Source organism: Metabacillus halosaccharovorans (genome assembly GCF_002019635.1).
GTDB classification, from domain to species: domain Bacteria; phylum Bacillota; class Bacilli; order Bacillales; family Bacillaceae; genus Metabacillus; species Metabacillus halosaccharovorans.
In genome coordinates this window covers 2,795,027-2,821,443 of sequence record NZ_KV917371.1, presented here as the reverse complement: position 1 = coordinate 2,821,443, position 26,417 = coordinate 2,795,027, and the positions used below count along the sequence as shown (strand labels likewise).

The following is a 26,417-nucleotide window of genomic DNA, read 5'->3' as shown; positions in this document are numbered from 1 at the left end:
ATTCACAATCCCCCATTAATATGACCTTTTACTTTAATGCTTGCTTGACCTTCAAATAGTAACTATAGAAGGAAGAAAAAGAGATAAATGCAATGAGAGACATCGAAAAGAAAGGAATTAAGGGAGGCACCTTCACTAAACTTGTATATCCAATTAACAAACTGCTTAACACAATAATAATCGTTAAAATAGGCCTTCCTACAGTTAAAATAAGGGCATTTTTTAATGTACCTAGTACAGTCATATTATAGTGAGCATTCACAGAGAAAAAGTTAATCGTTACAACAAACAACATGATTCCCATCATAAGAAATACCATGAACAGAATGACATTTTTTTGACTGAAATAATAATAATCGACCAACCATATCATCCAGAGTAAAGACATGATACATCCTGCCGCAAAGCTTTTCTTATAATTCTCTTTGTAAAATCTTATAAAACCACTAAATAAGGGAGGTTGATCTTCTTTCATGACCAGCCACTCTCTAACGGAAGAAAAAAGTGCAGCTGTTGAAGGGAATAACATAATCGGAGCGAGTATAAATAGAAGTAAACATAAGACCAGAACAACACCCATATCTTCTGCAAATAGTAGAATAAAGCTAATGATCATGATTGGGAGATTACTTAGAAACCATAAGATATTTATCATTCCCAGCCTCATGATCCATACACTAAGATAATGAAGACCACCCACAATTCCGGATTCTCTCAATTGATTCACCCCCAAGAAAAAGATATACAGGTTTACAAACTCCTAGTACCATTCTTTAGCACTTAAAGGATGTAAACCATGTAATCAACTAAAACATCATTTCATTACTACTACTTAACAGCCCCTTCTGCCACACCTTTAATAATTTGCTTTTGTGCAAAGAAGTAACCGATAATAACCGGAATAATCGCCAATGTTAAACCAGCTAAAGCCAAATGCCATTGTTTTGTATACTGTCCAAAGAAAAAGAACATTTTTAAAGGAATCGTAGCACTTGATTCACCTAAAATTAACGATGGTAATAAGTAATCATTCCAAATCCAAATGACATTAAGGATTGCAACAGTAACTGAGATTGGTTTTAGCAATGGGAAAATAATAAACCAAAAAACTTGAAACTTATTTGCTCCATCCACGATAGCAGCTTCATCAAGAGATTTTGAGATCCCTGTCATTGCTCCGTGGTATAGGAAAATTGATAAACTGCACCCAAAGCCCAAATACATAAAGATAAGGCCGGCTTGATTTAACATATTCGCACTACCGAATAGTGAAACAAGCGGGATCATGACAGATTGGAACGGAATAAGCATCGCAGCAACAAACACTAATAGCAGGGCTGAACTAAGCTTACTTTTATTACGTGCTAAAGCATATCCTGCCATTGAAGAGAAAATGACAATTACAGCTATACTACAAACCGAAATGATCAAAGAGTTCACAAGTGAGTTAACAAAATCCAAATCATCAAATGCACGAACAAAGTTTTCTGTTGCTAATGCTTCAGGGAAACTAAGAACACTCATAAAGATTTCTTTCTTCGTTTTAAAGGCATTAACAAGCATTAAGTAAAACGGTGAGAGCCATAGTAGTCCGAGCAAGAGACCAAATATTTCAATTAAAAATAAATTACGTTTATTGCTCTTCATTACATGTCAACCTCCCGTTTCTTGTTGTAATAAACCTGTGTAATAGCAATTAATGCAACAATAATAAAGAACACAACAGCCTTTGCTTGACCTAAAGCCATCTCATTACTAGTAAAAGCCGTCTTTACGATATCCATCGCTACCATTTGCGTTGAATCAAACGGACCACCATTTGTTAGTGATAAGTTCTGATCATAAATCTTAAATGAGTTTGATAATGTTAAAAACATACTAACCGTAAAAGCAGGTGCAACAAGCGGGAACGTGATGTTTTTAAATCGTTGGAAACTGTTCGCTCCATCAATTTGCGCTGCTTCAATTAAATCATGTGGAATACTTTCTAAATAGGCGATATAAATTATCATGATATAACCGGCCATTTGCCAGCATGTTAAAATAACCAATCCCCAGAAACCTGTATTTGTTGTAGACAGCCATCCACTTAATGCTTCAATTCCAAGGGCTTTCCCGATGTCATCAAACACACTAATAAAAATAAACTGCCAAATGAATCCAAGAATTAACCCACCGATTAAGTTAGGCATAAAGAACACTGTACGCAAGAAATTATTTGATTTTATATTTCTCGTAACTAATATCGCTAGACCTAAACCTAATGCATTTAACAATATAACGGTTACAACTGAAAACTTAATAGTAAACCATAAGGCTGACCGAAAACTATCATCCTGGAATACTCTAATGTAGTTTTCAAACCCTAAAAACTGAGATGCATTTAGTCCATTCCAGTCTGTAAAAGAATAGTAAATTCCAATTAGTAATGGCACAATGACAACCAGCCCTAAACCTAGTAATACCGGTGACAAAAATAACCAGAATGATAAATCTCGATTTCGCATGCTAATCCCTCCAAAATTGTTTCTACATAAGACTTCACTACAAGATAGCTTCTCAGGGATTTTTAAAACCTAAATAATAAACGGATATCTACTATTTGAAATAACAGCTAACAAAGCTTTCACACGCTTCGCTAGCTGCTTTTAGCTTTTATTATTTTCGTTTTTCTTCCCATTTCTTAATTGAATCTGCTTCAAGTTCTTCCCAAGTCATTTCATCACTAAGGTATTTTTGCATGTTAGCTCCAAGATCATCTCCCCAAGCACTAGGGTAGCCTAGGAAAACCCATCCAATTGTTTTTCCTGCTGATGCATACTCATAAATCTCTTTTGAAATAGGGTCTGAAATTTTTGATGTATCATACCCTTCATATGCAGGGATAAATTTAAAGTCGTTCAATACTGCTTCTTTACCAGTGTCAGATGTGTACAACCAATCTAAGAAATCTTTAGAAGCTTGTACCGTTTTTTCATCACTTTTGCTATTTACAGCCCAATAGTTAGGAATACCTACTGGAAGGCTGCCTTCAAATCCTTCAACCGGGATTGGTAAAATGCCGACATTGTTCTCTGCAAATTCAGAATCCATTTCGTAAACTGATGGATAGATCCAGTTTCCTTGTTGAATAATTGCCACTTGCTCTAAAGAGAAGTACTCTTCAACTTGTTGTGAATAATCAAGACTTAATGAAGGCTGAACAGAGTATTTGTTCTGTAAATCAAGCATTTTTTGCATTTCAGAGCCTTTTTCAAACCCTACTGTTTCAGCATTGAATGCTTCTAAAACGTCATGATTAAATTCCGGAGCGAAGTATACATTCGCAAGGTGGTTACCAACTACCCACTTTTCTTTAGCTGGTAATGCAAATACAGCTTCAATACCTAAATCTCCCTTTTTGCTATCTAATGTTTTTACTGCTTTTTCTAAATCGTCATATGTTAAAATTTCTTCCGGATTAATTCCCGCTTTTTCAAACATTGCTTTGTTATAGATAAGGCCATAACCCTCTTGGTTAAATGGTAATCCTAATACTTTCTCACCTTCAGTTACGGCAGTTAAGGTACCTTCAAGAGCAGCTTCAGCCGATTTTGTATCTGATAAATCAGTTAGATACTCTTTAAATTGATCTGCCTCAGAAGGACCGGCTATACTGAAGATTTCTGGTTCTTCACCAGATGAAAACTGAGATTTTAATGAACTAATATAATCTGTTCCACCACCAACGCTTGTGATGTTAATGTTTACGCCAGGATTTTCTTCTTCATACTTCTCTGCTAATGCATTGAATTGATCATTAAACTCAACTTTCCCTTGAAAAATATCAATTGTGATTTGATCCTCTGAAGCCGCTCCGTTACCAGCATCTCCACCAGATCCACAACCAGCCAAAAGTAGTCCAGATACCGCTAAAGTTGAAACTAATTTAGAATATAACTTTTTACTCTTCATCCTGTTCACTCCTATAAAGTAGTTAAAATTTGATGCAATCGCTTGCCTAAACTGATGAAAAATGTTGTAATAATAATAACTTGCAGCATTTGGCTCATTTATATACATGTTATTTTCTTCTGTTAGTCTTTTTTTCTATCAATTTCAGAAAGCGTTTAATGTAAATGCTTACAGAAGTCATTGTACTACCTACCTATAATTGTGTCAAACGTTTTCATAAAGATTTTTTCAAAATCTTTTCTCAATAAACCTCTCCACCTCTCATATATCTAATCCTCACTTTAACCATTCAACTCTAAATTTCCTATAATATATGAAAACGATTGACACATTTTCTTTCTATATGATATTTTTCCAATAACTATCCTTTAGTAAAAAACATTTTTGAAATCGCTTTCTAATTTACATTTACAAGTTACAGAAGATTCGATATAAATAAAGTAGGGATTTCATTTTAAAGGGGTTTATAAAGATGGCAAGCATCAAAGATGTAGCAGAGTTGGCTGGGGTTTCAATTACAACCGTCTCACGAGTACTAAATAGCAGAGGATATATCGGGAGCGAGACTCGTCAGAAGGTTGAAAAAGCGATGGAACAATTAGATTACCATCCAAATCAAATAGCTCGGGCACTATTAAAAAATCAATCTTATTTAATCGGCGTCATTGTACCAGATCTAAGTCATCCATTATTTTCAGAATTAATTAATTGGATTGAAGCGTACGCCAATGAAAGAAATTACAAAATTCTTGTTTGCAACTCTCTACAAGATTCAGATAAAGAAGCAAATTATATTAGTATGCTAAGACAAAACAGGGTTGATGGCATTATCATGTGCAGCCATTCTCTAGAAATTGAATCTTATTTGAAAGTATCTATGCCAATCGTTTCATTTGATCGAATTATTTCATCTTCCATTTCCTATGTTGCAGGTGATAATTACAAAGGTGGAGAAATCGCGACTAAACACTTAATTGAAAACGGATGCAGAAACCTGCTTCACATTTCAGGTCCGCTGAAATATGACTTGTTGCCAAATAGAAGAAGTGATGCTTTTCAATTGACATGCATGAAAAACAATATTCAATTCTCTATCATTGAAGGCGCTCATATCAAAGCTGCATTTCAGGATAATTGGGATTTTATCGAACAAGTAATATCACCACAGTTAGGAAATTATGATGGTGTTTTTTGCAGCAACGATATCATGGCATATACCCTCTATGTATACGCTACAAGAAATGGCATAAAAGTACCTGAACAACTAAAAATTATAGGCTACGATTATCATAGTTTTACACGTCTAATGCAGCATCCGAAACTAACAACAGTTAGACAGCCTTTAGATCGCATTGGCAAAGCCCTTTGTTCTGCACTAATCGATCAGATCGAAAATAAAAATCCGGATTTTGTAAATAATACTGTTATTGACGTTGAATTGATTCGCGGTGATACAACTTAACTTACTGGAGGTTGACATACAATCGGTCGGCCTTTTTTGATTTTATCCTCCATTTCCCTTCTGAACCCAAGGAATAACTCTCCTATTTCCTTCATATATTGAACTGTTTAAGTAGTCAACAAAGGAGTGAAATCATCATGAATCAACAAACCCCATCTTTTGTTAGTCACGTCGACCCATATGTGTATCAAACTCTTCAAGGTATCACAGGTGCATTCGTTGTTGTCCAAACAATCCGCGGATCAGTTTCCGGTAAGCTTAAAACGGTTATGCCTGATCATATTGTTGTCGAATCCGGTGGTTCTCCTTTCTATATTCGTACTCAACAAATTATCTGGGTTATTCCAAAAGGGTAAAGGAGGAGTACGATGTTTAAACGCGAAAACAAAATGCTGATTGCTCTGCCTGTTCCCGAACACGGAGATCCTAACGCAGCTGCTGCCGTACAGGAGCTGTTGGGTGGAAAATTCGGTGAAATGTCCACCCTTAACAACTATATGTATCAATCATTTAACTTTCGGAGAAAAGATAAGCTAAAACCATTCTATGACCTGGTTGCCAGTATTACAGCGGAAGAATTTGGTCATGTTGAGCTTGTTTCCAATACGATCAATCTTTTATCAAAAGGTAACACCTTCTATACTGGAGACCCTGATGTCACTCCTTTACGAGAAGGAAAAGACAGCCGAAACACTCTTCACTTTATCGCTACAGCTCAAACCGCCTTAGCAGCTGATTCAATGGGGCGTCCATGGAATGGTGACAATGTTTTTAGTAGCGGAAATCTTGTACTAGACTTACTTCATAACTTCTTCCTTGAAGTTGGTGCACGAACTCATAAAATGCGAGTCTATGAAATGACTGAGCATGAAACAGCAAGAGAAATGATCGGATATTTGCTGGTTCGCGGCGGTACACATGTTTTAGCCTATGCCAAAGCACTGGAAATCGCTACCGGAGTAGATGTCAAAAAAATGGTCCCTATCCCTGATTTATCTAACCGAAAATTTGATCATGCCCGCAAGTTTGAAGATCAAGGACTAGGTAACATCCTTTATACATGGAATGATGTAGGGGATTATGCTGATATAAGACAAATTTGGAAAGGGACGAATCCTGAAAGCGGAGATCGGCTCACTGTAAAAGAGGGAGCTCCAAAAGGGGCACCAATTCCGAACTTAGAAGAATTACCTGAGGAATTTGCACCTGGAATTGACCGGGATGATTACGAAAAAATCGCGAAACGACTAATGGAAAATCTTTAGGTTGAGCTTTTATTTACTATTTTTCTAATTTATTTTCTATTATTTGAATTTATTTACTGTTCCATCTCATTTATTTTCGATTTTCAAGATTTATTCACTATTCGGGAATTTCCGACAAAATTTGATACAAATAAAGAGGGAGAAATCCTCCCTCCTCTTATCTCTAAAAATTATTGAAGTTCCAGTAATGCCACACATTCGACATGAACAGTATGTGGGAACAAATCAACAGGCTGCACCATTTTTAGTTGATATCCGAATGGTTCAAGCTCTTTAATATCTGTAGCAAATGTATCTGGATTACATGATACATAAACAATTCGCTCCGGTTTTGAGCGTCCAATTCTTCTCATCACTTTACCACCGGCACCTGAACGAGGCGGATCGAGTAGAAGAAGTTCCGGGTGACCAAAGCTCTCTAATACTTGGTCAATTCCTTTTCGTGCATCCTTCGCTAAAAACTCCGTATTTGAAATTCCATTGTCTTCTGCGTTTCGTTTAGCTGATTCTATCGATGTTTCTACTATTTCTATTCCTGCAAGCTTCCCTACTTTACTAGCAAACGGAAGGGAGAACGTTCCAACCCCACAGAATAAATCGATCATTCTTTCTGTTTTCTGCGGTTTTCCCATTTCAATAGCTAGATCAACTAATTTCTGTGCTTGAGTAGGGTTTGTTTGGAAAAACGTATCAAACCAAAGACGGAATTTGTATCCATCCATTTCATCATGAATAAAATCGCGGCCAGCTAAGATGTGGCTTTTCTCCGCTTGCGTTCGATCAGCCCAATTTGTATTTTCAAGCCATAATAAACTTTTAACTTGTGGAAACTTCTGTTCAATACGTTCTGCCAAGTCACGAACAGCTTCTTGATGTTCCTGTGGTGACTCTGTTGCAAAAACAGCCAGCATGATTTCACCTGTTGCAAAGGATTGTCTCACCATCAAGTGACGAAGCAAACCTTCATGAAGGTCCTTATTATACCCCTTCAATTGATGAACTTTCACCCATTCTGCCACTTCCATTGCTGCTTCTACCATTTCTTTTCCTGCAATTAAACAAGTTTCAAGCGAAATGATTTTACGGAAGTTGCCTTGCTCATGTAAACCTAGAGCACCTTCAGGAGAAAATGTAAACTCCATTTTATTACGATAGCGCCAAGGCTCGTCCATTCCCATTGTCTCTTTCACTAGTTTTGGATCAAACCCTTGGGCTTGGATCGCATGCTGAACATGTTTCGTTTTCTCGTTTAGTTGAGCCGAATAGCTCCAATGCTGCCATACACATCCTCCACATTTATCGAAATGTGGACACAGTGGTGCTGTTCGATCCTCGTGTGCCTCTACAATCTCATCAGGCATCGCCTTTCTTCTTTTTCTTTCAGGCTGGTCAACCGTCACGCGCACTTTCTCTCCTGGAAGTGTCATTGGTATCGTCAGCTTTAGTTTCTTCGGATTTCCCAATTCATTTTTTCGCCAAACCTCTGCTCGACCTGAGCCCTTTTCATCTAAATGGCTAATTTCAGCCACCATCATTTCTCCTTTAGATATGGTCAATTGTGTTCCTCCTTCTTACTATTAATCTATAAAAACGACTACAAACGAGTCTTTTACCTTCAAAACACATACTAAACTAGTATAAAGGACTAGAAACAATTATGGAATCTATTCATCACTGGAATGAATTAACAGTTTCCAACACAAAAATGCCACCTCAACACTAGAGGGCAGCATTTTTATATGGTATTAAAATTCTAAATCGTTTGTCATGTTCCACAATAAGTTTTGTACGTACCATCTAAATCAGTAGGGACTGTACAATATTTAGCCTGTTGAGGTGTGTGTGCAAAAGGATTTGATAACGCTTCGAGCAGCTGCTCCATCACGCGATATTCCCCTTTTTCAACGGCCGCATCCAATGCTTCTTCCACGCGGTAATTTCTCGGAATAACTGCCGGATTACTTCGTTTCATCAGTTCAAATGCTTCCTTATCCGATTCCTTCTGTCTGCCTTGTCTTTCCTTCCACTGATCATACCACTTTTTGAAATCTTCTTTACTAGCTAAATCAGTTTCCTCAATGGTGTCAAATGTTAATGCTCTAAACGTATTTGTATAGTCAGCATTGTTTTTTTCCATGATATTTAACAAATTCTCAACAAGAGTGAAGTCCTCTTCCTCATTATTAAAAATCCCTAATTTTGCTCTCATTCCATGAAGCCAATAGGAGTCATACAGATCAGGGAATTCCGAAATAACACCTTGGGCAATCTTGACCGCTTCTTCTATATCATCATGAAGAAGAGGTAATAACGTTTCTGCAAAACGGGCAAGATTCCAACCGGCAAGGTTCGGTTGATTACCATATGCATAACGGCCTTGAACATCAATAGAGCTGAACACTGTCGCAGGGTTATACGTATCCATAAAAGCACATGGACCATAATCAATTGTTTCCCCGCTGATTGTCATGTTATCCGTATTCATTACACCGTGAATAAATCCAACTAATTGCCATTTCGAAATAAGCTTTGCCTGACGTTTTACTACAGCCTTCAGAAATGAAAGATATCGGTTCTCATCTGATGTTAGTTCTGAATAATGTCGGGCAATAGTGTAATCAGCTAACTCTTTTAATTCCTCTTCTGTGCCCCATTGTGCTACATATTGAAATGTTCCCACACGAATATGACTTGCTGCTACACGGGTCAAAATAGCCCCGGGTAGCTCTGTTTCACGCAAAATGGACTCCCCTGTTGTGACAACTGCTAAACTTCGGGTTGTTGGAATTCCAAGACCATGCATAGCTTCACTAATGATATATTCACGAAGCATCGGCCCAAGGGCTGCACGGCCATCTCCTCCACGAGAGTACGGTGTACGTCCTGATCCTTTTAGTTGAATATCAAATTTTTCATGATGAGGATCCTGCTGTTCGCCAAGCAAAACAGCTCGACCGTCCCCTAACATATTAAAGTGTCCAAATTGATGACCTGCATAAGCTTGTGCGAGTGGTGTTGCTCCTTCTGGAATTTGATTACCCGCAAAAACAGCTAAACTCTCCTCACTTTTCAGCTCCTGCACGTTTAACCCAAGCGCTTTTGCTAAAGTCTCATTAAGCTTAATGAGTGTTGGGGACTTTACAGGAGTTGGATGTTGATGACTAAACAGATTTTTTGGAAGACGGGCATAGCTATTATCTAAATTCCATCCGGCTTTTTCTACATTATCATTTGTCATTTGGATGGATCTCCTTTTTACAATTGTTTTTTTGTCTGATTCGGTTCAAAATTAGTCTCTCTTGTGTTCATTCTATTATACCCAATTAAAGGTCCATTTCTAAAGTTAGCGGTCTCTGTTTACAAAATAGGATAATAAATGTTTCAAAAAAGGAATATGACGGGGCATCTCTTGTAATGCATTCATAGCTAAACAGTAGTGTTCCCACATCTCTTTTTTTGCCTCTTCAACACCTAGAACAGACACAAAGGTTGAACTATCATTTTCTGCATCAATACCTGCTAACTTTCCAAGTTGATTGGATTCTCCCTCAAAGTCAAGCAAATCATCTTTAATTTGAAAAGCTATGCCTGCATGATAGGCAAAGGTTTTTAAATCTTCCATCTCCTTTTCATCTGCATGAGCAAGGATGGCCGGCATAATGAGGCAAGCTTCAAAGGCTAGACCTGTTTTATAAAAACACATTTCATTTAATTGCTCCAACGTCAGCTTCTTTCCTTTTGACTCTAAATCCATTGCCTGCCCTTTACACATATCTGCTGTCATTTGAGCAGAATATTGAATCAAATTTAAGACTGTCTTTGGATCAAACATATTTAAAGATGCTTGTTCCTTCACTGCTTTTTGGGTAAGAAAAAGTCCTGTTAACTCTGCTGTAGCTGTTGTATACATTTCATGAAGAGTAGGACGCCCTCGACGAATAGGTGCATTATCCTGAGCTGGCAGGTCATCAAATATGAGAGATGCGGTATGCATATATTCTAACGATTTTAATAGCGGCTGGATGGCTGTCATATCCAATCCGTAGACATCCACTCCAATTACCCATGTCATGATCGGTCTTAATCGCTTTCCATCACCTTCAAGACTGTAATTCGCTGCCTCGACAATTGAATTCTCTTCAATAGAAGTAGAAGTTTCATAAGAAAGCTGTAAAATTGGATTGATCCTATTCCTGACTTCACGGACGGTCTTGATGAATTTATCCTGTTCTTCACGGTTACTGTTTATGGTTGTGATAATATGATCTCTGAGCAACTTATCAAAAAAGTCCACATCTGTTGCTTTTTGGACGAATTGTTGAATCATATGATTGAACTCAGTGATGTCAGAAGTAAAAACCTTCATTACTTCATTGTATTTTTTTGTTCCAATTCTCTGTTTAAACCTCTTTAAACCATTTATCGCACGATCAAGCATGACTTCACATGTCATCGGATCAGAATGGTAGATATTATGGATCAAATGAGAAATGACGGTCCAATACAATTCAAACGGGTTAATAAGATCATCCCGTTTATTATGGTATGTTAAATAATAGGTGTAGGGAGTGACCGCTCCAGCATTCATATCATCAAACATATCAGCAAAATCATCAGCCAATTGATTATAAATCCCATAATAGAATGTTCTGCTTTCAAATCCTTCATCTTCAGGTGTGTTCAACACGGACCGAACGATCAAACGGGATGAAGCTGATTTTAATATGACAGGGATGAACAACTCCTCATTTGTATACTTTTCATTCTCAAGATCCTTCATACGATCCTCTTCCTGGGAATGAAAAAACACATATGACTGTTCTAAGAAGGATGACATCTTTTCGGGACTCTGATAGACCTTAATATAATCAAACGCTTGTTTAAGCTCAGAATGGATAAATATTATTAATTCTTTATTTCCACCTTTCCACTCTCCTAAGTCAGGTACCGATCCTGTAACAAGTGTTGTCCGGATTAACTCAGAATACGCCCTTTTCTCGTATTCTGATAAAACCTTGGAATCCAGAAGATCATCAATAAAAGGGTAGGTGAGACCATAAGCATACCCAAGTCGAATGGCCTCATTAAGCTGTCGAGACCGCTCTTTCGGTAAAAGATCCTCCTCCATCTCCTCAATTGCATGCATAACCACACCGGCAATGATTTTGATTAATTTTCTTTGAGCATGTGTCGCATCCATCCCCTTCGGAATATGAAGAGATACCGTTTTAAGTTTATGAATCAGCCAAATGAAGGTCGATTCAATTCCTTCCTTCTTAGCCCATCGGTATAAAAAAGACATGTCAAACTTCTCCTCTAATGAGTCAGAAGTTTGCACAAGTTGAGTTTTTAATGATTGAACTACATGTTGAATCCTGGACCTTGTTTCCGGTTCATACAATGTCTTACCGAGATCCCGCATATAAATGTATGAAACACTTCTCTCCAGATAATGATCGAGTTTCCCTTTTTTCTCCATCCATTGAATATATTTGTTGTAATTCTGTGAATCATCTTTTTTCTCCCAACGAGAAAAGAAGGACAATAACCTGTTAGACCCAAGATGATGCTGTTTCCATGACGCAAAATCGTTCGTTAACGTTGTTACATATGTTTTCTGTGACAACTGCTTATATAATGATGAAAAATAATGAGATGCTTGCTTTTCAGCTAAAAGATAGCCTTCATCTGCATTTTTAGTAAACACTTTATTCATAGTGAACATTCCTCTACTTCTTGTTTGCATAGTAAAAGCGCAAGGCGCCCGTCTATCGGCGACAAGCATAAGGCGAATAGGAATAGATGGCGTTCTTTGCCTTCGATTCCTATTCGACTTATGACCTCGAGCCGATGGCGCCTGGAGCTAGACACCTAAACTAAGTACAAAACATATAAATTCTGATACTTCAAGTAACTTCTACACTTCCAAAAATTATACCAAAGTATAGTGAAATATAAGCGAAAATTGACCTAGTTATTCTCATTAATTCAACTCACCATGAATAAAGTTTTTAAATTCCTTTTAAAACAGACGATTCCAATACACTAAGAAAACTTGAACCTTTTTATAGCAACTCTTCTATTAATTCAACAGCAGAGATAAGACGCCTGTGATAATCACCACTCAAGATTTTATAAGTGATTTTTTGATTATCTAGTAATTCTTTTAAGGATTCATTGTTATGAACTCGCATTGCTTCTTCCCCATGAACCCTTAAACCATCATCAACCCATTTAACATCTGGCTCTAAAAATAACCAAAGATCATAATCTTGTAATTTGGCTATTTCATCAAGAACAGGTTGATGCTCCTGATTATAAAGGTTAGAGTAAAACTGTGTAACTATTGCCTCTGTATCAATAAAGACAAGTTTATTCGCCTTTTCTATCGCCTTAAATTCCTCCATTTTATGACCATACGCAATCTTGTGATAATCTTCCTTGGTGATAACTCCATCACACCCGCCTAATTCCTCACAAACAGTACGACCATATTCAGATACATAGGTTGTGTTATATAATTTTGCAAGGTTTCTGGTAAGGGTTGATTTTCCACAACTCTCTGTTCCAACGATGACAATCTTCTTTACAAAATAGGGTTTCACTATATCAGGTATAAACTCCCAATGATTAAATACACCTTCTTGACGGATTTTTGTCGCAGATATGCTGACTGAATGACGTTCCGGATCAATCAACACATGCTTGGAGTCCGGATACAACTCCTGAAATATCTCTCCATATTCATACTCAGAACTAAATATATAGTCAATTTGTTTTCCAATTTTTCCTTTTATTAACTCGGCACCTTCTGCCCAATTATAATCATCATTTCCATGGTTATCCTCTATTGAAATAACCTTAACCTGCGGCATATCTCTTGTTAATTGAGATAGCCAACGTAATCGAACTTGAGACGGTATATATTCCATTTTTGACTCAGTGAACAGCTCTGAATCACGCTTTTTACTATGAGACAATACAACATAAAGTTCATCGACCATTGTAGATGCATGAATGATAGCATAAACATGCCCAAGATGAAGCGGCAGAAATTTCCCACCTATAAACCCTACTGTCATTTACTCCGCCTCCGTATATTGCTTTGAATATAACTTTCTCCAATTGATATATCCATAAATACTGTTTACTAAAAACGCTGTCCACATAACCAGCATTGAGAAGTCGTTTCCACCTTGTGAAAGGAGTACACTAATCCATAGATAAATAGATAGGATATTGACAGATATCCATAGTAACCATTGTTCGGCAAATCGTTTTAACATTAAAATCTGTGCCATTACAGACAATACATTTGTCGCTGAATCAGCCCAGATACTACTTCCGCCTAAATACTTCAGAAAAAACCCATAGGCGATAATAAGAATCACAGCAGTTGATATTGTATACAACCATCCTGCCTTTGAGAGCCGCTTTACCTTTACATCCTCACCACTAACGCCTTGATTTGTTCTATGCTTATTCCAGAGATAGATCCCGATAAATTGGACCGGTAGATAAAACAATCCATTTAACATTGCCTCTCCATATAGACCGTACCCATAAGAAATATACGCGTAGGTCGATGTTTGAATAATCCCAAAATAGTAGTTTGAAATTTTCCCTTTTGCTACTAACACAACACAAAGCATTCCTGTTATAGAAGAAATTAACCCAATGAGTGAATCAGACCAAGCAAAGAAAAGATAAACATTAACAGCAGTAAAAATAATCAGCCATAACTTTTCAAATAATGTCCAATCTCTCAACATCTAAACATCTCTCCTTTATCCCTTAAGTTTTTGGTTATAGATTGAAACCATCGGCTGGAAATCTGTAAACCGGTAGAGCTGAGCAGGTGTTTTCGAGTATTGATTTGATTTCTTCAGTTGACCATTCTCCGTTACTGCTTCAATGAACGGCAGCTTTGGTGCCTTTCTAAAAAAAGCAGCATCGGTCGATATGGATGAATCATCTAAAATTGTTAACAAAACACCTTGTAATTCAGATAACACAAACTCTTCTGGTAAAAAATGTTGGGCAAGTGTTGTAAGAGCCATATCCTTTTTTATAAACCAAAGCGCATCATCAATAATTTGACGGTGATCAAAAGCAAGAGGAAGGCTTATAACCTCATTGATCGTAAAGAGCTGAATATCTGATGCATCATATGTTGTCTTACGACTTCTCAATGCTTCTTCTTTCGCAATGACATAATGAGCATTTGAAATAATCCATCCCCGTTTATCTCTGTTTGGAGAATCATACGTGCCAAAATGTTTTATCCGCAATCCGCTGATACCTGTTTCCTCTTCAAGCTTATGTTCTGCTGCCTGTAATGAAGTTTCGGTAGACCGGACGAACCCTCCAGGTAATGCCCACTTCCCCGCCTCCATATTTGGATTACCCTCATGATCAGATTCACTACGCTTAATAAGCATGATTTTAAGTTTTTTTAATGGAGGCTTGTGATCTCCATTATGTTCAGAAGTAATGGTAAATACAGCAATATCACTCGTATATCCATCCGGTGTTATAAATCCATTCGATTTTCTACTCATTCCTAGCACCACCAATTAATTAACATTTTGTTAATTAAAATATAATCCCTTTTCTTAATAGAGTCAAGAATATTTTGGAAAATAATCTTACTGTGAAATTTATTCCCATAAGTCTTTCAACTTCCAAGGAAAATCTCTCAACTTTCGCTATTAATTTATCAACTTTGACCAAAAATCTATCAATTGACTTCAATGAACTATTTTTCATAAAATTCTAAAAAACAATTTTTACCTTCCATTCACAATCGACATTATTCGTGTTAAACTAACTTCTATGTATGATTATACGTATTAATGTATCAACGCAATGAAGGACTTCTAAGACTTCAACATAGAATCGGAGGCACACAAAAATGAAGAGTTTATTTCACAAATGGAACCAACTCAGCTTGGTAACTCGTATTATTGTGGGGATTATCATCGGTGTTATCCTCGCTTTAACAGTCCCTGATGGAGCAAAATGGGTTACTATTTTTGGTTCTTTATTTGTAGGTGCATTAAAATCTGTTGCACCTGTATTGGTTTTATTTTTGGTCATGCATGCCATCTCTAAACATAAGAGCGGCCAGCAAACAAACATGAAATCTATTATTATCCTATATATAATTAGTACATTTCTTGCAGGTCTTGTCGCTGTTGTGGCAAGCTTTATCTTCCCTGTAACCTTAACACTTAAGACAGGGGCCGAAGGATTTGAACCACCTAGCGGCATAACCGAGGTCCTTCAGACATTGCTCTTTAACATTGTCGACAATCCTGTTAATGCTCTCATAAATTCTAACTATATCGGTATTCTTGCATGGGCTGTCTTACTTGGCATCGCATTAAAGCATGCACCTGACTCAACTAAAAATATGCTTGCTAGCTTTTCAGATGCCATTTCTCAAATTGTAAAGTGGATCATAAATTTAGCTCCGCTTGGTATTATGGGACTTGTGTTTGAAGCCCTTGTAACTAATGGGTTGTCAGCACTGCTTGATTACGGAAAATTATTGTTAGTTTTACTAGGCTGTATGTTCTTTATCGCCCTTGTTGTAAACCCAATTATTGTGTTTATCAACATTCGTCAAAATCCATACCCGCTTGTATTTAGATGTTTAAAAGAAAGTGGAATCACAGCGTTCTTTACACGTAGTTCAGCAGCAAACATCCCTGTTAATATGAGTCTATGTGAAAAACTTGATTTAGATAAAGATACGTATTCCGTCTCCATTCCATTAGGCGCAACAATTAATATGGCTGGAGCAGCTGTAACAATTTCTGTTTTAACTCTTGCTGCTGTAAATACTCTAGGTATTGAAGTTGATATGGGAACGGCACTCATCCTTAGCGTTTTATCAGCTATCTCTGCCTGTGGTGCTTCAGGTGTTGCCGGTGGTTCACTTTTACTCATTCCATTAGCATCCAGCTTATTCGGAATCTCAAACGATGTGGCCATGCAAGTCGTAGCAGTAGGATTCATTATCGGTGTTTTACAAGACTCTTGTGAAACAGCCCTTAACTCCTCCTCAGACGTCCTTTACACAGCTACTGCAGAATACGCAAAAAAGCGTAAAGAAGGCAAGTGGTACGGAGGGACAGGTTCATTGTCCCAAAAATAAGAAATTTAGATTTATTCTCATAAAAAACTTAGAAAATCAGTATTAAAAACCCCTTCACATACATATTGCGAAGGGGTTTTCCTCTCTTAAACAACACGGTTTATTCAATGTCGATAAACCACTACAGTTTTATACTCCTATACCATAAATATATCCATTCTTACATTATTTTGAAGTCCATAACATCGTGATAAAAAGGAGAAATAATAGATACAACAAGCTAACCACTCGAAAAAGTCCTTTCTTCGTTTGAAAAGGTGGTCGGATCACCATTATTAGGATTGCAGGAGCAAATAATGTAAGCAAGAAATATTCCACCCTAATAAAAACCATACAAACAGCAGCAACTATAGAAATAAAAAATATTGCTATATAAGCTGTACTATTATTCCCTGTACTTTCTTCTTCTGTTTCATCCAACAGCTGATCTACCTTTAATTTTTTAAATAACATGACAATCTCCTTCTCCATTAAAGTAATGTTAATAAAAATGGGGTTACTGTTGCCTCTATTACAGCAGCTATTAGGGTGAAGCAGGCAATCATCACAAGAAAGATACTAATATCCTGAATTAGATAGATTTTACTCTTCCCTTTCAGTTTCATCATAACCGTATCTAATAGTTTAAACCCAATAGCCCCTGCTACAATCATAGACGGAATTTCAAAAACTCCATGCGGTAATAAGGCGACTAAAACATATGGCATGCTATTGCCTAATTCTAAGCTATGAACAGCGGAAAGGCCTACAAGGAAACCATTCATGACAAGAAGAACCATTGTAAAAATACCAAAAGTAAAAATAGTAAAGCTAATGAGTAAATCCGCTACTAAGTTATGAATAAAAAACTCCATAATCGTAGGGTTTTCACTCGTTACGGGTTTATCAACCGGCAAGACATTACTAAATATAATTCCTAAAAGCAATCCCACAGCATAGCAACTACACGCTGCCACTATAACTCTACTATTTCGCTTAAGAAATATCTGCATTTGTAGCTTCCATATCACGAATGATAAGATTTTCAAAATCCCTTAGGTCCTCTAAATCTTCGTATTCTTTTAAAATACTCCCATTTAGCAAAATGCCAACCCGATCACATAGGTGTTGGGCAATATCTACTAGATGAGTAGACATAAAAATGATATTCCCTTTGCTAGCATAGTCCTTTAAGAAGCTTTTCATAAACTTAGTTGTTGGAGGATCAAAAGAGCTCAATGGTTCATCTAACAATAAAACATGCGGCTTATGAACAATCGCTCCTGCTACTGACAACTTATGCCTCATCCCATGAGAAAATGTTGAAATCATATCATCCTGCCGGTCCAGTAACGAAAACTGCTCGAGCAAGTAATTAATATTGTTATGCTTTTGTCCAGCCGGCACTCCCTGTAAATCAGAAATAAACTCTAGGTATTCTCTAGGTGTTAGATAATTATATAAAAAAGGTGAATCAGGAACATACCCAATATTCTTCAAATAATTAGACCTTTTTAGATCAACCTTACAATTTCTGATGATAATTTCACCTTCATCTTGCTTAACCATACCCAGTATACATTTTATTAGTGTAGATTTCCCTGCACCATTTGGACCCAGTAAACCATAAATTTCTCCTTCTCTTACTGTTATATTCACTTGATTTAAAACACTTTGATCCCCATAGCTTTTCGTAACATGATGAACAATCACCTCTTAACCTCCCAATTTGTGGTCCCGATTCGTTTAATCCAATAGTAGTAAAATACAAAAAAGGCTATAAGCAAGCCGATTGAGCTTACGCAAGTAATAACAGCAAAAGTGCTGGTTCCGATGAAATTTCTCCATAATAAAAAACCAAGGACTCCATATATATTTAAATTCAATGTTAACACAATCCCAAGAATGGAATGCTCAAAGACAGAAGCTTTAAGTGATGACCCAATGTCTTCGTAGTTTTCCCAATCAAGCCTAGGATAAAGAAATGTACCAATAACCTGTGCTGAACTTAGTATCAGAGTCATAGAATTAATCGCTATAAAAATAATAAGAGCTGTTTGAGCCTCCAATCTAAAACCGCCTAACACCCCTATGAATAAACAATTCACCATTATTAAAATAATCACTACATGAATAGTCGCTTTCGCAGTAATTAGTTGATAAAGTGAGGCGCCACTATTTTTATACAAAAATAAATTTTCCCTCTCGGCATCAGCAGATGTGATCCCAAGCAAACCATCTCCTAATAATGACACATTGTAGGTAATTGCAAACAATATCGGATAAATGATTAGTAGTTTTGGAAAGTCAAACCATTGTTGCAACACACTTAACCCTATTAATGCCCCTATCTCGGTAGCGAGCATATACGCTGCTAAATATAATCGTTTTTTGATAACAAAATTTGCTCGGCTGATTGCCAACAGATCTTTTCTCATTATCGCGACCAAATTGATCGGCATGATTCTTTCGAGCCACCGACTAAACTTAAAGATAGTACCTCTTTTTTGTGTAAAAAGCTCTCTACTGGTTTCAGATAACGTGGAAACATCTTGTATTTTCACTTTTTTTAATACAACTTGATTAGCTATAAATATCGAGCTAACACCAATAAGCAAGAAAAGACTTATATAATAAATAACACGATTATGATTCTCCACAAGATTAAACACCCAGTTTGTTGGTAGATATTCACTAGTGAAAACTAGATCTAAATGAAAAGTCTCTACAAATTGAGTAACCGCAAAAAAGAGATCCTGGTTCCCAAAATATTGAAAGCCTACCCAACCGACCACCATTGTCGTTATGGCAGACATAGCTGATACAAAAACTAACGTAAAACTTCGTTTCAAAAAAGAGCTTAGGGCATAGTGAATAATTTTAATATAAATTATGTATGTAATAGATGAATATAAGGAAATCATTCCTATTAAAAAAATGATAAAACAGAAGATCACAACCATCAGAAGGATACCTTGTTTAAAAGTGAGATGAAGATATATTGCAATCCAAAATAATACAGGAAACAAAATAAGGATATAAGAAAAAATAACATGCAATACAATTGATGTCATAAACCTGACAAACAGTACTTCATATGGATTCGCTCTAGCTGTATATAGAATGACATAATCCTCTGGAAAAGCGTATCTTTGTAGCGTAGTTGTAGAAGACCTCAAACTATTCATGAAAGACCAAAAAATAAGTAAATTTACAATAATGTGAATCATACTAGTAGAAAAATATGACCCAATAATTGTAACTAAATTATAAATAATAAATTGGTACATAGCGAAAAGACCAATAAAAATAAGGTATAACCGTTTTTGTTTCAGCAATCTTTCTCCTGTTGGAAAAAAGAAAAGAAGTCTATTTAGATTTCTTCTATATGTTAAATAGATATTTGCACGAACAATCTCTCTATTAATCATATTTTCTCCTTATTTACAAACAAGAAAGGGAAAAAATATATTTTCCCCTCCCTCAATTTCATATATGATTACCATTTTGCAGCGTATTCTTTTCCTTTTTTCTTTGCTAACGCTTTAGCTGTTTGCACCATTCCAGCTGTGATAAGACCTACACCTCCAAGAACGGCAGCTAATAAACTTAATGCTGTTAGAATATCAGATGTCACTAAAATGACTCCAATCGCAGCATATGCTGTTCTCTCACTAATCTTTAAGTTAGTCGCTAAATCCAGGGCAAATGAATCTGAAATCCCCTGCACAGAAAGCATTGCAGATGACGCATCAGTTGAACCCATTGAATAAGTGACCGCCATTATTAATGAAAGAAATCCTATAACACCAATTGCTTTAATCATATTGTTCGTTCTAAGAACCATGCTCATTTTATCACCTCCTTTCAGTAGTGTACGATCGGTAATTTTTTTGTCCTTCACAAATCTTGCTATTTGATGAGCAAAAGTGACGAAACCGATAGAATACCTAAGATGAACATTCCACCCATTATGACAATCGACCGGGCAAATGAAAGACCATGAGCTTCTTTCAAAGCGATACAACCAAGAATGGTTGACCACCAAAAGAATGGATCAATGACTAGATTAATTAAGGTAGCTAATGGCCCCTTTTCCTCCGAATAAATATAGGAAAAGGAAAAATCACTTCCTAAGAAAAGAGAGAACACAGTTAATAATAAAAATTTAAACCCAATAGGAATCGTAGCTAATATATAGGTTACAAAAAACTTCTTCGCTGTTCCATTTCCTCCGAAAAGCACACCAGCTATATGTAAGAAAAGAAAACTCATTAAAGTCATTGCTGAAAATTGAAAGACTCCTAAGAAGGTTAATAGAGTCTTAATCAAATGGTCAACGTTTGCTGAATACTCTAATTGATTTACTTCAAAAACTCTCGATAACATCTGAACAATAGATGGGAAGATTGATAGATAAAACCCTAACAATGTAAACTGAATACCAAAGAATAAGATCCAAGCATTTCTATAACTGTTCGTTTTTTGATAAAAATGATTTAAAAAGACATGTGGCAAAAAAATAAAAGCGTAAATAAGATTGAGTGATTTGCCTGCTTGACTCTGTTCCATAAGGCCTCCTGGATATTTTCCATATCTGTTTCATTTATTTTCTAAAACAATCGTACCAAGGAATCACTCTCCCTACACCGACATGATTTGTCGGCTGTCCGCCATTATGAATGTAGCTTATCCATGTTTTTTTGCGGTGTCTCTTCGTTAAATAAAAAAACTATTCTGGCATGGTCTCAGAATAGTTTTTTTAGTTATTTAATTATAATTTCAGGTATTAATCCTTCCTTTACTCCCTTTTCAACTGCTTCAATTCGTGAAGCTACTCCCAGTTTTTTATAAATAGAACTTAATTCTCTTTCGACAGAACGTTGACTTAAAAACAGCATCTCTGCAATTTGAAAATTAGTTGTTCCCTTAGCTACTTCAATCAGCACATGCTGCTCTCTTTCTGTTAACACAACTCTTTCTACGGCGTTATTTGCCGCCACTTGTGTTACTCTTATTTTCTTAACTAGTTCTAACGGCATTAAAATATGTCCTTGTAAAGCTGACTGAACAGCTAGTTTAATCTGGTCACTTGAGCTATTTTTACTAACGATCCCATCTGCTCCCATTTCTAAACATAAATTAAAATGTGATTCAACATCTAAGCCAGTGTACATGATCACTTTCGTTTGCGGAGATTTTATTTTAATCTCCTTCACCCATTCTAATCCATTCTTTCCTGGGAGATGTATATCCATCAGCACGAGATCAAAATACTGAGTTTGTAAAATGTTTGATAACTCTGTTTTTGTACTAGCAAGCGTTACATTTACGGCTTCAAGCTCATTAATAATTGCTTTCGTTCCAATACCTACTGCTATATGATCATCTACTATTAATACATTAGTCATTCCGCCAAGTCACCTACTATAAAGGTAGAGTTATATAAATCTTCAGTCCAGTTGTTATCTTATTCGATATGTGAATCGTTCCACCTCTAGCCGAAACACGCTGTTTCATTCCAAAAATTCCAAAGTGATTATCTTTATTCAAATCTTCCTCCATTTGTATCCCTTTTCCGTCGTCTTCATAAGAAATAAAAAGATGCTCTTCCTTTTCTTCTATTTGAATATTGATCTGAGTCCCTTCAGCATGTTTAATTCCATTACTTACTAACTCCTGGATAAGACGAAAGATTGTTCGATAAAGTTGAGGTGAAATGTCACCATTAACCTGATAGACTAAGTTAATTTTGTATGATGAGCGTAGCACTTTATTGCTAATAAAGCTTTCCAACACTTCTTTTAAATCCTTAAACCTTTCATCAGGAGGTTGGAGTTCTTGAAGTGTCTCTCTAGTTATCGCTATCATGTCCTCTGCATTCTCCTCAAGCTGTTTAGTCTGCGAAAGATAAAACTGCTGATCATATCCTTTTTCCAAATCTATACGGTGACGTTCCAACTGTCTTCTATGAAGAATCATGTCCTGTAAAACCGTGTCATGAAGATCAAGAGCTAGGTTCATTCTTTCCTTTTCAGCCCAATTAAAAAACAAATTTTCGATCCACTGATCATGCTCCTTCTGATTAACTCGTTTCTCTAACTCAGAAACTACCTCTTCTATCTGCTTTAGATTCTCAAACTTCATTGTTAGATAGGAATTTACAATTTTAACCCAGTCATTTTGTATACTACTTAGCTTTCTCTGTCCATGTATTCTCCCCACGATTTCGTAGCGAGTCATCCCCTCTCTACCTATCTCAATTCTAATTTGTTTACTAGATTTAGAATGGTTCGCTCCCATGTCAGATGAATTTCTAATTTGTTCTATGTGGGCATCTTTCATACCAAGTACGTCTCTCATTTCTAACTCCACTACTTTAAGTATATGATCACGATTGTTTTCTGTTCGGATTAGGGAATTCAACTTCGTTAAACTCTCTAAGTAAAAGGTACGGTCAGAAAAAAGACGGTTTCGCAATCTTCTGTCCAGTACTTCTTTTATAAATAAAAAAACCATAGATATGATCAATAAACTGCCAAATAATTGTACAACAGTAGACCCCTTTAGCGTATGAAACCCAAATGCCAAAATTACGATGATACATAGGAATGCTAATATAATCGCAATAAAAAAATAATATAGTAGCTTGTTTATGGTTAGATTAGCAAAGTAATAGTTATCGGTAACCAATACATACAGTAGTGTTATCGGAATAAACAAAAGGAATAGCAGTGACAGTTCAAGTGGTAACGAATAGGCTCCCACGATTAAATCCGGAATTAAATAAAGACTGATAAACGGAAGAACACTTACCAATAAAGTACGTGACATTACCTGTGTTCTCTTCTCATACATTGTATCTTTCACTTTATGTTTTAGAAAAAGTAAAAGGATAATCGCTAACGCAATCGTCAGAAAAAAACTGACCAAAAAGATTTGTCCGGAAAAAACAGGGAGAAAGGTTAAAACCAAGTAATAGAGGATAATAAGAACGATCGTACTAAAACCCAAAAATTGACGTACCTTCTTTTCCCAACTCACCTCTACCTGCTCAACTACCATATTTAATACTAATTTAAAATAAAGATAAGGCAACAGTAAAAGGGACAGGGTATAAATATGTCTTATATATAAAAATTGTTTCCCATATAGCCATGCTGTCACTAAGCATAGAGATAATGTTAGTAAGAAGAAAACTAACTCAAAATGCTTATTACTATAAAGTAATTTTCTATTTGAAATGATCATTGCAAGTACGGACAACATTAAAACAAACAACGGCATTAATACATAAGTAATATATTGATTCATTAATTTTAAAGAGTGAGTAAATATAAAATCAAGCTTTTCGTTATTTCTTTCCACAGTGATACTTGAGACTTGCTCTACTCTTCTATTAACAATGAAATCGCCAAATGAATCCTGACCATCTATCCTTACGATCTTATCTCCAATTTGTAAACCGGCTATATAACCCGCCCCTACTTCATCTAAATAATTGATCCTATAGGTTCCAGCCTCTTCTTTGACAAATACCCCAACGTACAACGTAGATACACTAAAGAAATTTAAATATATGATAAAAAACAGTAAGAATCCAATTCCTATGACTCTTACTGCTTTTCCCTTTAATTTCTCCAAGCTTTTCTTATCGAGGCGTCTATGGTTAAGTTCGATTGAAAGACTTCTTTTAGAAGTTCATTTTCTTCTACTGTAAGTCCAATCATCTGAACTGTCCCAGCTTTAATTTTCTCGATGAGATCTGGATTTTCCATTAGGGTTTGTATAATTTCCTGCATATTAATTCATCCTTTCAATATAACTTAAAAAGTTCGTTAGGTCATGAGAATACAAGGGGTTTTGTTTCACTGCTTGTATATATTGTTTTTCAAAACGCTTTATATAAAAATGACAAAAAGGCCTCGCACCCTTACATTCAAATTCTCTTATGACATTATTCTTCAATTGAATTAATTCGTTATACGTCAGCTCAGATCGATAATACTTTCCGATTACTCCATCGGAGTCATGCATCATATATAGGATTGGAAGAATCCTCCGTCTGTTTTGAAGATCTGTGTTCGTAGTCATTTGATAGATAGCATCAATATCATTATAAATTTGTGCAACAACACCTAGATAACGGGAATGGTCCTTAATTTGTTCTAGCAATCGATTATCTTCTACACCTGCAGCAATAGCACCTATGGAGCCTGCTAGAGCAAAAAGCGCCCCAGACTTCTGCATAACCATCTTACAATAGTCCATTTCATTCTGGACTCCATTCTTCAGATCAAGAGCTTGACCGTTTGCACAATCAACTAACAAATTGCAACACATCTGTTTCATTTTATTAATAGTTAATAAGGAAAACGGGAGCTCGTCCAGCAAGGACAACGCTAGTGGCAGCAGCATAAATGCCTGATTCATTATCAAACCTTTCTCATCATGTATGTCACCATCTTGAATATCATCTAACTGATCTGTCAGAAAAACGAGAAGGTCTACGATAGCACCAAGCTGTTCATGCCTTTCGTCTATCACTGTAATACCATTCATATGTGTCATCATCCAATCACTAAAGAAAAAGGACCGTGAACTCACATCCTCTATAACCTGATCAATATCAAAGGAAGATAGCTGTTCCAGTATTTGTTTCTTTTTTAATAATTGACTGAAGACTATTCTCTTTTGTCTCATTTCTATCAATCTTTCAATAAGGAAGTCTATAAAAATAGTTTAAAAATTTTTGGTTTAATTGTCAAATTATGTATTAGTGCTCATTTTCCCAAAACAACACCTTATACCTATTGCAACAGCAATACCAAGTAGATATCCCCTTACTCTCCCTTCCAAACAAAGTCTATATACTTAGTTATAAATTAAGAATCATGTATTCCGGTTATAAAAACAGATCATTTTTCACTTCAAGAAGATTCTAAAAAGAACTAAGACTAATCACCAATTTAATGGTGAAAGCCTTAGTTCTTCTAATCCTATATCACCTATAAGCTAAGCTTTATAAAAAGGTGGAATACGAAGCCATTCCTTCTTATCCAAATACTGTTTGACAACTAAACCGGCCATTGTTTTCCTATAGATGATTTTCGAGAAAATCAATCCAACATCTGCACGAATTGACTCTGAAAGTCCTCTAGCTGCATAATTGACCCCTTGAGCAAGATTATAGGACATTAAATTCGCCAATTCTTCATCGTTTAATTTTGCCCCCTCCGGTATACTCTGAAATTCTCCCAGTGGTTTTTCTGAAGTTGATTTGGGTAATGGTACACCTTCCTTTTTAAGAAACTCAATAAGTTCATCTCTAATCGGGATATGTAATGTTGTTTTTGTATCCTTTAATATTCTTTTCAACTCCGGGTCTTGGGCCGTATTAATCCCCAGTTCTTCATTACGTAATGTTGTTTCAGTGCCCAACAGGAAAAACCAAAGGTTTGAAACTTCCATTACAGTCAATGGTCTTTTTTCTCCGTCCATAAAAGGTACGAATGCATCATGAATCACTTCAAAAAATCTCATATATAAAATTCCCACCAATCCTCGGATATAATTTGTTATGGTGGTATTTTTT

At 36.2% G+C, this 26,417-nt stretch carries 25 protein-coding genes; 4 read left to right on the top strand and 21 right to left on the bottom strand.

All coding sequences use genetic code 11. The features are described 5' to 3' along the window. Positions 1 to 28 precede the first annotated feature (28 nt). From BK577_RS13620 to BK577_RS13605, 4 genes are all read right to left on the bottom strand, one after another. The gene (locus tag BK577_RS13620) at positions 29 to 718 is read right to left on the bottom strand and encodes a YesL family protein (protein WP_078433285.1); all 690 of its coding nucleotides are present in this window, start codon (positions 716 to 718) and stop codon (positions 29 to 31) included. Positions 719 to 828: 110 nt separating this feature from the next. Continuing rightward, positions 829 to 1,647, bottom strand: a complete 819-nt coding sequence (locus BK577_RS13615) for a carbohydrate ABC transporter permease (RefSeq protein ID WP_078433284.1) — start codon at positions 1,645 to 1,647, stop codon at positions 829 to 831. Beyond that, positions 1,647 to 2,507, bottom strand: a complete 861-nt coding sequence (locus BK577_RS13610) for a carbohydrate ABC transporter permease (RefSeq protein WP_078433283.1) — start codon at positions 2,505 to 2,507, stop codon at positions 1,647 to 1,649. The genes BK577_RS13615 and BK577_RS13610 overlap by 1 nt, the downstream gene beginning before the upstream one ends. A gap of 151 nt (positions 2,508 to 2,658) precedes the next feature. Beyond that, positions 2,659 to 3,954 carry an ABC transporter substrate-binding protein gene (locus BK577_RS13605; RefSeq protein WP_078433282.1) on the bottom strand — a complete coding sequence of 432 codons (1,296 nt, stop codon included), beginning with the start codon at positions 3,952 to 3,954 and terminating at the stop codon, positions 2,659 to 2,661. 472 nt (positions 3,955 to 4,426) lie between these two features. Between BK577_RS13605 and BK577_RS13600 the strand changes: the two genes are divergently transcribed. The 3 genes from BK577_RS13600 to BK577_RS13590 all read left to right on the top strand — a co-directional run bounded on the left by BK577_RS13600 (position 4,427) and on the right by BK577_RS13590 (position 6,681). Beyond that, positions 4,427 to 5,416: a LacI family DNA-binding transcriptional regulator gene (locus BK577_RS13600; protein WP_078433281.1), complete on the top strand. Its 990-nt coding sequence runs from the start codon at positions 4,427 to 4,429 to the stop codon at positions 5,414 to 5,416. A gap of 137 nt (positions 5,417 to 5,553) precedes the next feature. Beyond that, complete coding sequence (locus tag BK577_RS13595; RefSeq protein ID WP_026562141.1) at positions 5,554 to 5,772, top strand: YuzF family protein; 219 nt, start codon at positions 5,554 to 5,556, stop codon at positions 5,770 to 5,772. A 12-nt stretch (positions 5,773 to 5,784) separates the two neighbouring features. Then, positions 5,785 to 6,681: a manganese catalase family protein gene (locus BK577_RS13590; RefSeq protein ID WP_078433280.1), complete on the top strand. Its 897-nt coding sequence runs from the start codon at positions 5,785 to 5,787 to the stop codon at positions 6,679 to 6,681. Between the two features lie 170 nt (positions 6,682 to 6,851). On the opposite strand, the gene rlmD is transcribed toward BK577_RS13590, so the two are convergent. The 6 genes from rlmD to BK577_RS13560 form a co-directional block, all read right to left on the bottom strand. Further along, positions 6,852 to 8,237, bottom strand: coding sequence for a 23S rRNA (uracil(1939)-C(5))-methyltransferase RlmD (gene rlmD, locus BK577_RS13585; protein WP_078433279.1), 1,386 nt, complete (start codon positions 8,235 to 8,237; stop codon positions 6,852 to 6,854). A gap of 209 nt (positions 8,238 to 8,446) precedes the next feature. Then, positions 8,447 to 9,919 (bottom strand): protein adenylyltransferase SelO, encoded by a 1,473-nt coding sequence (locus BK577_RS13580; RefSeq protein WP_078433278.1) that lies wholly within the window; start codon positions 9,917 to 9,919, stop codon positions 8,447 to 8,449. 105 nt (positions 9,920 to 10,024) lie between these two features. Beyond that, positions 10,025 to 12,406, bottom strand: coding sequence for a polyprenyl synthetase family protein (locus BK577_RS13575; protein WP_078433277.1), 2,382 nt, complete (start codon positions 12,404 to 12,406; stop codon positions 10,025 to 10,027). A gap of 340 nt (positions 12,407 to 12,746) precedes the next feature. Continuing rightward, positions 12,747 to 13,763, bottom strand: coding sequence for a multifunctional transcriptional regulator/nicotinamide-nucleotide adenylyltransferase/ribosylnicotinamide kinase NadR (gene nadR / locus BK577_RS13570; RefSeq protein ID WP_078433276.1), 1,017 nt, complete (start codon positions 13,761 to 13,763; stop codon positions 12,747 to 12,749). After that, positions 13,764 to 14,453, bottom strand: coding sequence for a nicotinamide riboside transporter PnuC (pnuC, locus tag BK577_RS13565; protein WP_078433275.1), 690 nt, complete (start codon positions 14,451 to 14,453; stop codon positions 13,764 to 13,766). A gap of 15 nt (positions 14,454 to 14,468) precedes the next feature. Next, positions 14,469 to 15,242 carry an NUDIX domain-containing protein gene (locus tag BK577_RS13560; protein ID WP_078433274.1) on the bottom strand — a complete coding sequence of 258 codons (774 nt, stop codon included), beginning with the start codon at positions 15,240 to 15,242 and terminating at the stop codon, positions 14,469 to 14,471. 353 nt (positions 15,243 to 15,595) lie between these two features. On the opposite strand from BK577_RS13560, the gene sstT reads away from it, so the two are divergent. Further along, positions 15,596 to 16,843: a serine/threonine transporter SstT gene (gene sstT, locus BK577_RS13555; RefSeq protein WP_078433273.1), complete on the top strand. Its 1,248-nt coding sequence runs from the start codon at positions 15,596 to 15,598 to the stop codon at positions 16,841 to 16,843. Between the two features lie 165 nt (positions 16,844 to 17,008). Here the strand turns inward: sstT and BK577_RS13550 are convergent, their stop codons facing one another. The 11 genes from BK577_RS13550 to BK577_RS13500 all read right to left on the bottom strand — a co-directional run bounded on the left by BK577_RS13550 (position 17,009) and on the right by BK577_RS13500 (position 26,365). After that, positions 17,009 to 17,296, bottom strand: coding sequence for a hypothetical protein (locus BK577_RS13550; protein ID WP_078433272.1), 288 nt, complete (start codon positions 17,294 to 17,296; stop codon positions 17,009 to 17,011). A gap of 17 nt (positions 17,297 to 17,313) precedes the next feature. Then, on the bottom strand, positions 17,314 to 17,835 hold the full coding sequence (locus BK577_RS13545; RefSeq protein WP_078433271.1) for a stage II sporulation protein M: 522 nt from the start codon (positions 17,833 to 17,835) through the stop codon (positions 17,314 to 17,316). Then, positions 17,819 to 18,535, bottom strand: coding sequence for an ABC transporter ATP-binding protein (locus BK577_RS13540; RefSeq protein ID WP_078433270.1), 717 nt, complete (start codon positions 18,533 to 18,535; stop codon positions 17,819 to 17,821). Before BK577_RS13540 ends, BK577_RS13545 begins: the two co-directional genes overlap by 17 nt. After that, the gene (locus BK577_RS13535; RefSeq protein WP_078433269.1) at positions 18,532 to 20,253 is read right to left on the bottom strand and encodes a hypothetical protein; all 1,722 of its coding nucleotides are present in this window, start codon (positions 20,251 to 20,253) and stop codon (positions 18,532 to 18,534) included. The genes BK577_RS13540 and BK577_RS13535 overlap by 4 nt, the downstream gene beginning before the upstream one ends. 68 nt (positions 20,254 to 20,321) lie before the next feature. Further along, a complete protein-coding gene (locus BK577_RS13530) occupies positions 20,322 to 20,675 on the bottom strand; it encodes an uberolysin/carnocyclin family circular bacteriocin (protein WP_078433268.1) in 354 nt (117 codons plus the stop codon). A gap of 59 nt (positions 20,676 to 20,734) precedes the next feature. Then, positions 20,735 to 21,394, bottom strand: coding sequence for a YIP1 family protein (locus BK577_RS13525; RefSeq protein WP_078433267.1), 660 nt, complete (start codon positions 21,392 to 21,394; stop codon positions 20,735 to 20,737). A gap of 194 nt (positions 21,395 to 21,588) precedes the next feature. Beyond that, positions 21,589 to 22,233: a response regulator transcription factor gene (locus BK577_RS13520; RefSeq protein ID WP_078433266.1), complete on the bottom strand. Its 645-nt coding sequence runs from the start codon at positions 22,231 to 22,233 to the stop codon at positions 21,589 to 21,591. Between the two features lie 16 nt (positions 22,234 to 22,249). Continuing rightward, positions 22,250 to 24,373 carry an ATP-binding protein gene (locus tag BK577_RS13515; RefSeq protein ID WP_139367305.1) on the bottom strand — a complete coding sequence of 708 codons (2,124 nt, stop codon included), beginning with the start codon at positions 24,371 to 24,373 and terminating at the stop codon, positions 22,250 to 22,252. 80 nt (positions 24,374 to 24,453) lie between these two features. Further along, complete coding sequence (gene comX, locus BK577_RS13510) at positions 24,454 to 24,624, bottom strand: competence pheromone ComX (RefSeq protein WP_078433264.1); 171 nt, start codon at positions 24,622 to 24,624, stop codon at positions 24,454 to 24,456. A 1-nt stretch (position 24,625) separates the two neighbouring features. Then, positions 24,626 to 25,525: a polyprenyl synthetase family protein gene (locus tag BK577_RS13505; RefSeq protein ID WP_078433263.1), complete on the bottom strand. Its 900-nt coding sequence runs from the start codon at positions 25,523 to 25,525 to the stop codon at positions 24,626 to 24,628. Positions 25,526 to 25,837: 312 nt separating this feature from the next. Beyond that, positions 25,838 to 26,365: a DUF3231 family protein gene (locus tag BK577_RS13500; RefSeq protein WP_078433262.1), complete on the bottom strand. Its 528-nt coding sequence runs from the start codon at positions 26,363 to 26,365 to the stop codon at positions 25,838 to 25,840. Positions 26,366 to 26,417: the final 52 nt, after the last annotated feature.

What these genes read in the sequence shown, in the direction of transcription:
- BK577_RS13615 (WP_078433284.1), bottom strand. Translation starts at nt 1,647, where the DNA reads ATGAAGAGCAATAAACGTAATTTATTTTTAATTGAAATATTTGGTCTC.
- BK577_RS13610 (WP_078433283.1), bottom strand. Translation starts at nt 2,507, where the DNA reads ATGCGAAATCGAGATTTATCATTCTGGTTATTTTTGTCACCGGTATTA.
- BK577_RS13605 (WP_078433282.1), bottom strand. Translation starts at nt 3,954, where the DNA reads ATGAAGAGTAAAAAGTTATATTCTAAATTAGTTTCAACTTTAGCGGTA.
- BK577_RS13600 (WP_078433281.1), top strand. Translation starts at nt 4,427, where the DNA reads ATGGCAAGCATCAAAGATGTAGCAGAGTTGGCTGGGGTTTCAATTACA.
- BK577_RS13595 (WP_026562141.1), top strand. Translation starts at nt 5,554, where the DNA reads ATGAATCAACAAACCCCATCTTTTGTTAGTCACGTCGACCCATATGTG.
- BK577_RS13590 (WP_078433280.1), top strand. Translation starts at nt 5,785, where the DNA reads ATGTTTAAACGCGAAAACAAAATGCTGATTGCTCTGCCTGTTCCCGAA.
- BK577_RS13580 (WP_078433278.1), bottom strand. Translation starts at nt 9,919, where the DNA reads ATGACAAATGATAATGTAGAAAAAGCCGGATGGAATTTAGATAATAGC.
- BK577_RS13575 (WP_078433277.1), bottom strand. Translation starts at nt 12,406, where the DNA reads ATGTTCACTATGAATAAAGTGTTTACTAAAAATGCAGATGAAGGCTAT.
- nadR (WP_078433276.1), bottom strand. Translation starts at nt 13,763, where the DNA reads ATGACAGTAGGGTTTATAGGTGGGAAATTTCTGCCGCTTCATCTTGGG.
- pnuC (WP_078433275.1), bottom strand. Translation starts at nt 14,453, where the DNA reads ATGTTGAGAGATTGGACATTATTTGAAAAGTTATGGCTGATTATTTTT.
- BK577_RS13560 (WP_078433274.1), bottom strand. Translation starts at nt 15,242, where the DNA reads ATGAGTAGAAAATCGAATGGATTTATAACACCGGATGGATATACGAGT.
- sstT (WP_078433273.1), top strand. Translation starts at nt 15,596, where the DNA reads ATGAAGAGTTTATTTCACAAATGGAACCAACTCAGCTTGGTAACTCGT.
- BK577_RS13550 (WP_078433272.1), bottom strand. Translation starts at nt 17,296, where the DNA reads ATGTTATTTAAAAAATTAAAGGTAGATCAGCTGTTGGATGAAACAGAA.
- BK577_RS13545 (WP_078433271.1), bottom strand. Translation starts at nt 17,835, where the DNA reads ATGCAGATATTTCTTAAGCGAAATAGTAGAGTTATAGTGGCAGCGTGT.
- BK577_RS13535 (WP_078433269.1), bottom strand. Translation starts at nt 20,253, where the DNA reads ATGATTAATAGAGAGATTGTTCGTGCAAATATCTATTTAACATATAGA.
- BK577_RS13530 (WP_078433268.1), bottom strand. Translation starts at nt 20,675, where the DNA reads ATGAGCATGGTTCTTAGAACGAACAATATGATTAAAGCAATTGGTGTT.
- BK577_RS13525 (WP_078433267.1), bottom strand. Translation starts at nt 21,394, where the DNA reads ATGGAACAGAGTCAAGCAGGCAAATCACTCAATCTTATTTACGCTTTT.
- BK577_RS13520 (WP_078433266.1), bottom strand. Translation starts at nt 22,233, where the DNA reads ATGACTAATGTATTAATAGTAGATGATCATATAGCAGTAGGTATTGGA.
- comX (WP_078433264.1), bottom strand. Translation starts at nt 24,624, where the DNA reads ATGCAGGAAATTATACAAACCCTAATGGAAAATCCAGATCTCATCGAG.
- BK577_RS13505 (WP_078433263.1), bottom strand. Translation starts at nt 25,525, where the DNA reads ATGAGACAAAAGAGAATAGTCTTCAGTCAATTATTAAAAAAGAAACAA.
- BK577_RS13500 (WP_078433262.1), bottom strand. Translation starts at nt 26,365, where the DNA reads ATGAGATTTTTTGAAGTGATTCATGATGCATTCGTACCTTTTATGGAC.